We start from the raw sequence: 5,175 nt of genomic DNA, 5'->3' as shown, positions 1-5,175 counted from the left end.
TTATCCGCGTAATCGTTCCAAAACACGTTCACGTAGTTTCCTAACGTTGCGCCTCGATTATAAAAGTTTTTTCCCGAAATATCTCGACTAAATTCTTCGGAAAAATCATAACCGAGCAATTCCAACAGATTTTCATCTAGTGTATTTGTTGGCTCTTCATCGTAACATCTGACCGAAAACGAGAGCCAGTCTATTTTGTATTTTTGCATGTTTATATATCCTTAATTGTCAAAATTTTTAAAAGTGCCAAATTGTATCTAAAGCCTTGTCATTCTAAGGTTTTCAGCACCTCACGATGTACGTGGTGCCCCCATGATTATTGAGGGGGGCACTCACTGTGGGAGCGTTGCTCCCACAGTGCCCACGTTATCGGCTAATATTCAGCAATCTGACCTTTCTGTTCAATGAAAATCATATTAGCTGACTTAATGTCGTAGCCAAATCCTACGACCTTATAAGAGCCCAAGAGCTCAAATTTGCGCTCCTCTGGAAGAACAATTTTAACCATTTTTCCAGTTGCAAATTCAACGAAAGAGTAAGTATAACCGTCCGAAACTTCGGAACGCTTATCCTTGCCATTTTCGTCTTTGATTTTGTTTCCTAAATCATCTTTCAATTTTGGAAAATGTTGACTCGGCTTAATTCCTACGTCGATTACAACGACGTTATTAAATAAAGTTAAGTTTGCGGTTTTGTTTTTGCTCTCCTGCAGAGCTTTTAATTTTTCAAGTTGTGACATATCAAAAAAATGTCCTTTCTAATTTTGATTTTGCTTACCATAAACCGCAAAGTCAAGATTAGAAAAGACACTCAAATTTTTATAAAATTATATGTTTGACTTTACAAAGCCAATCTGATATAATCTTTTTAGTTTGAAAAATATTTGAGGTCTTACGAGAAGCTTGGCGGCAATAGTAAGACTTTTTTTGTGTCTGTCAGTAGTTTGAAAACTAACAGACACTTTTTATTTTACATCAATTTTTTTTAGATGTAAACCCTTAATTTCTTGTGGGCCTCTGCCCACACCCGAGGAGCGTAGGACGCTCCACCCCACCTCTGAAAAGATTCTTTTAGGATTTCAAAATAAATTTCTTTTCTTTCGTCTTCCACAATCTAGCACAACGACAGCTCCGCGCAAGGTACGTCTTCGACTTTCCTCCTTGACGCTTTGCTTGATCGTCGTGCTTTTTTAGATTGTGCCGACGAAAAGAAATTTATTTCAATCCATACAAGTTCTTGATGTTCTGATTATTATATTTCAACGCACTAAATAACAAATTTACTGATTCATTATCTATATTGTTTTTCTCACAATAATCAAAAATTTCATACAAGCCGATATTGTTTTCATATGCTATACCGAGCTCGTCAGCCACTTGATTTTGTTGCTTTTGAAACTGCTGACATGCTGGTTCTGGAATCTTACCATCTTCAATAAAATTTATAACATCAGCTAGAACTGGTTGAAATTCTTTACTTGAAATAACCATGTTATTTCTCCTTTCCTTCATTTTACATCTTAAGTATATCACACTAAGTGTACACTGTCAACAGTTGTGCATTGTAATTTTTAACAAAAATGCCTTTATTGTTTGATTTTTAAATAAAAACAGTGTACAATATAACTATAACATGTAACAAAAAGGAGGTTTCCACATGGAAAACTATACAACTCTAACCCAATTCATAGAAGAACAATGTACAAGATTCGAAATTCCAAACACAGAAAAAAATCAAAGAAAATTACGAATTAAATTTACAAGAGTACTCAAAAAACTAGGTATTTGGGATAATGCAGAAAGTAAACTAATCGGACGTAAACACACGAAAGTATTTACTGATGAACAACTACAAGAATTATATAAAAAAGTAGAATCTTATCTACTCAAACATAGCGATATTGATATTGAAGAATTAGAAGAATATCGTCAAAACTTTGAAAACTACATAGAAGATATTCATAATCAGACAAATGAAAGTCATCAGCAACAACTAGAAGCAGAACAATATGAAGCGCCAAGGGTCACAAAAAGAGAAGCAATGGAAGTTATGCTGACGGCTCTATTTCAAAAATTTTTTGAACCGCTCGACCTTCAAAAATGGAATGAAGATAAAGCTACAATCCATTTTGCAGAATTAACAGATATGACGGATTTTGATTATATACGTGCTTCAAGTAGATTGAACAATCCAGTGCAATCATATACTAAAGAAAAATGATATAATAGAGATAGCATTTAGATATAAAAGGTGATATCATGACAGAAAATAAACAGGTACAAATCATAATACGTACCACACAAGAAGAAAAAGCTATAATCACACAAAAGGCAAAAGATAAAGGTATTTCTGTAAATGAATTTATCAAAAGAATCATTTTAGAAGACGATATCAAAGAAGATATCAACGATAATATCAGTGATAACAAAAATGATATCACTGATGATATCATTGAAATATTAAAAGACCAGTTGAAAACAAAAGATATGCAGATAGCAAATCTTCAGCAAATTATCTATAATCGTGATACAAAATTAATAGAAACATCAAAAAAATGGTGGGAATTTTGGAAATAAAAATCTCACATGTCTGATATTTTTAAATCCAAAAATTCATCTAATATTTTTATCTGTTTCTTCAAATCTATTAACTGATTTTCAATGCTTATATAATCAGCATCTAAATCTAAAGCTATTGCTTTTTTCTTAATATTTAAAATCATATCTTTCATAACTAAAATTTTAGCATGAAAGATATGACTTTTTTTTTATTATTTCTATCTTGTCTGTTTTTTATGCTCATCTGACTGAAAACCCATTTTATAAGCTCGCTCAAAGCATTTAAGGTCATTTAGATGATGTGTATGCAAATCAGTCACAGCAAAAGAAAGCGGGGTTTCGTCTGTCTTACCGTCAGAGATATAAAATCCTTTAAAGCGTTCAACTCCGCCCTTTGTTGCGACCTCGCCATCAAATGCCATGCGTTGCGTTTCTGCATTCGCAGAACCTAATAATATTTTGGTCGCAAACTGACTTCTAATGTCACTTGAAAGCGTGGTATCAGTTTTCGGACTTTGTGTCGCGACGATACAAAAAACAGATACAGACCGCCCTTTTTGCACTATTTGAGTGAGCAGAGCCAAAAACTCTTTTTTCTGCTTGCTGTCCATACTCGCGACAGCCGAGCCGATTTCATCAGCGACGACGACAATCGGAGTCAAACCGATATCATAACCACGCAAGCCGATTTTTTGCTGTTTTTTGACAGCTTTAGCGACGATTTTTTGTCGTCTTCTCAGCTCATCGCAAACGTGTCTCAGCAGTTTCAAAATCGCTTCAGTATCTTCTTGAATACGTTCCAGAGGATAGAACTCTTGAAAGGCTGAAAACTCGCTTTTAGGGTCGATAAAATACACCTCAGAACCGCTCATAAACAGTTGTAAAATCATTGAGAAAAGCAAACTACTTTTACCACTCCCAGACTTGCCCCAAGCGATTATATGCGGTTTATCAGCAAGATTTATAATCAAATCATTCTGTAATTTGATTTCATGGCTCTTCTGCTTCATCTCTTCAAGGCTCTTTGGTCGCCAAGTTTTATCCGAGCCTTTATCTTCAAGCACAAATTTATAGTACAGACCGTCGTCAGTTATTCGGCTTGAAACAACAGCATAAGCGCCTAATTTTCCGCGAAAACTGGAGTTTATATCCTCGGTCAATTTGTCTAGCTCATACATCCCTGGGAGCTTTTCCACGGTCACTTTTACGTGAGAGGGTAGGCTTGCGCCTACCCTCACTCTCGGAACAGCGATGTGTGGAGTATCGCGCAGTTGATTGACTGACATTGTTGCGAGTAGGCTCTTTGTGATAGCTCGTTCTGCTCCTTTTTGCGTGATGTACGTTTTGATTGACTTCGCGTTGATCACTGACCGAGTCAGTGAATACGCTCGCCAAATCGTCAAAACGCACACAAGCGACCAGAGAGCAAACTGAACAGCTTTAATAGAGATAATCAATCCGATTATCGAGGACAAAACAGCTAAAGATACAACTAACAACCACCAGAACCAAAACAGACGATATAGCGGTATTTTGTATATATTTTGAGCGTTTTTTTTGTAGATGACTGCCATTATTCGCCACCTCGCTCTCTTTTAATTTCCATACCAAGTAAAAATTTCGTCAGATAGTCGTTAATTGTTTCGTCTGACTTGTTTCGTGTATCCGAAATGATTCGGCTCTGCTTTTTCGATAACTCAACAGGTTTTTTTGCCTTGCGGACTAAATCATAGATATCAAATCCGCGCTCTTGTCCGATTTTTTCTAGTACGTTCAGACTCGGCAAAACCGCAACTCGAAGCCATTCGAGAGTTTCAGCAAGCATGACATCGCGCTCTGGTAAGTCGAAGCCTTTTCTTTCATCGTACTGCAAAAAATCTTCCCACCATTTAGTTTTATACCACCGATTTTTATTCTTGCCCCTCGGGGTTAAAATTTCTAGGAGATTTCGAAGAGAGCTCTTGAAGATTTTATCAATACTTTCACCTTTTAGTATGGCTTCGACAATGCTATTTGTGTAACCTTTTGAAAAGCTAATCTCGTAACGTTGCCAAACTTCCTTGCCTGTTTTTTTCCAATGTTCACGGATATCAGACGTTACTAACTGATTTTTTTCTCGATACTGCGCTAGCTTATCATAAAAACGAGCATACACATTCCCGCGACTGCCGCTCGCGGTGCGAGCGTTGCCAATGTAGATTGTTTCGCCTAACTTTTGACCATTCTGGTCTGAGGTTTTGACAATATTGTACGAGCGTTTTGATGACCGATAATGCCCCTTTTTGAGTTTTTGCTCAATATCATCAAATTTAACGAGTTCATCATAATCATCTAACGCGATATCAATACGCGTTATATTTACCGCGGGTTTATCTTCTTCATCATCTTTTGGTTTTGGCTTGTTTTTCGGCTCATACGTCGTTAAAATCGTAAATATTTTAACCCAGTCATTATCATTTCTTAGAGCCAAATCAGTAGAACCTTGACCCGTATAAACGACGTTCATTGTTGCCGAGCTATTTCGTCTAACTGGATTTTCTTTATCCGCGTAATCGTTCCAAAACACGTTCACGTAGTTTCCTAACGTTGCGCCTCGATTATAAAAGTTTTTTCCCGA

The 5,175-nt window shown here is 36.4% G+C and carries 7 protein-coding genes and 1 pseudogene; 2 read left to right on the top strand and 6 right to left on the bottom strand.

Annotated features, from left to right (window positions below):
• The 3 genes and pseudogenes from I1J71_RS08665 to I1J71_RS08505 all read right to left on the bottom strand — a co-directional run.
• Positions 1 to 209 (bottom strand): annotated as a pseudogene (locus tag I1J71_RS08665) (replication initiation factor); the annotation flags it as partial.
• A gap of 164 nt (positions 210 to 373) precedes the next feature.
• The gene (locus tag I1J71_RS08510) at positions 374 to 739 is read right to left on the bottom strand and encodes a hypothetical protein (protein ID WP_195184445.1); all 366 of its coding nucleotides are present in this window, start codon (positions 737 to 739) and stop codon (positions 374 to 376) included.
• A gap of 475 nt (positions 740 to 1,214) precedes the next feature.
• Positions 1,215 to 1,490, bottom strand: coding sequence for a hypothetical protein (locus I1J71_RS08505; RefSeq protein WP_195184444.1), 276 nt, complete (start codon positions 1,488 to 1,490; stop codon positions 1,215 to 1,217).
• A 166-nt stretch (positions 1,491 to 1,656) separates the two neighbouring features.
• Between I1J71_RS08505 and I1J71_RS08500 the strand changes: the two genes are divergently transcribed.
• Both I1J71_RS08500 and I1J71_RS08495 read left to right on the top strand, forming a co-directional pair.
• Complete coding sequence (locus I1J71_RS08500; protein WP_195184443.1) at positions 1,657 to 2,220, top strand: hypothetical protein; 564 nt, start codon at positions 1,657 to 1,659, stop codon at positions 2,218 to 2,220.
• Positions 2,221 to 2,258: 38 nt separating this feature from the next.
• Positions 2,259 to 2,576 carry a plasmid mobilization protein gene (locus I1J71_RS08495; protein ID WP_195184442.1) on the top strand — a complete coding sequence of 106 codons (318 nt, stop codon included), beginning with the start codon at positions 2,259 to 2,261 and terminating at the stop codon, positions 2,574 to 2,576.
• Positions 2,577 to 2,581: 5 nt separating this feature from the next.
• Here I1J71_RS08495 and I1J71_RS08490 read toward each other — a convergent pair whose 3' ends face one another.
• The 3 genes from I1J71_RS08490 to I1J71_RS08480 all read right to left on the bottom strand — a co-directional run.
• Complete coding sequence (locus I1J71_RS08490) at positions 2,582 to 2,731, bottom strand: hypothetical protein (protein ID WP_195184441.1); 150 nt, start codon at positions 2,729 to 2,731, stop codon at positions 2,582 to 2,584.
• 45 nt (positions 2,732 to 2,776) lie between these two features.
• On the bottom strand, positions 2,777 to 4,132 hold the full coding sequence (locus I1J71_RS08485) for an FtsK/SpoIIIE domain-containing protein (RefSeq protein WP_195184440.1): 1,356 nt from the start codon (positions 4,130 to 4,132) through the stop codon (positions 2,777 to 2,779).
• Positions 4,132 to 5,175 (bottom strand): replication initiation factor domain-containing protein (locus I1J71_RS08480; protein WP_195184439.1); only part of this gene is annotated, 1,044 nt, incomplete at its 5' end. The genes I1J71_RS08480 and I1J71_RS08485, both read right to left, overlap by 1 nt.

The sequence above is a fragment of the Streptococcus infantis genome (assembly GCF_015546995.1).
GTDB lineage: Bacteria > Bacillota > Bacilli > Lactobacillales > Streptococcaceae > Streptococcus > Streptococcus infantis_J.
Note: the sequence above shows the minus strand (reverse complement) of the source record. Positions and strands in the feature narration are given on the sequence as shown.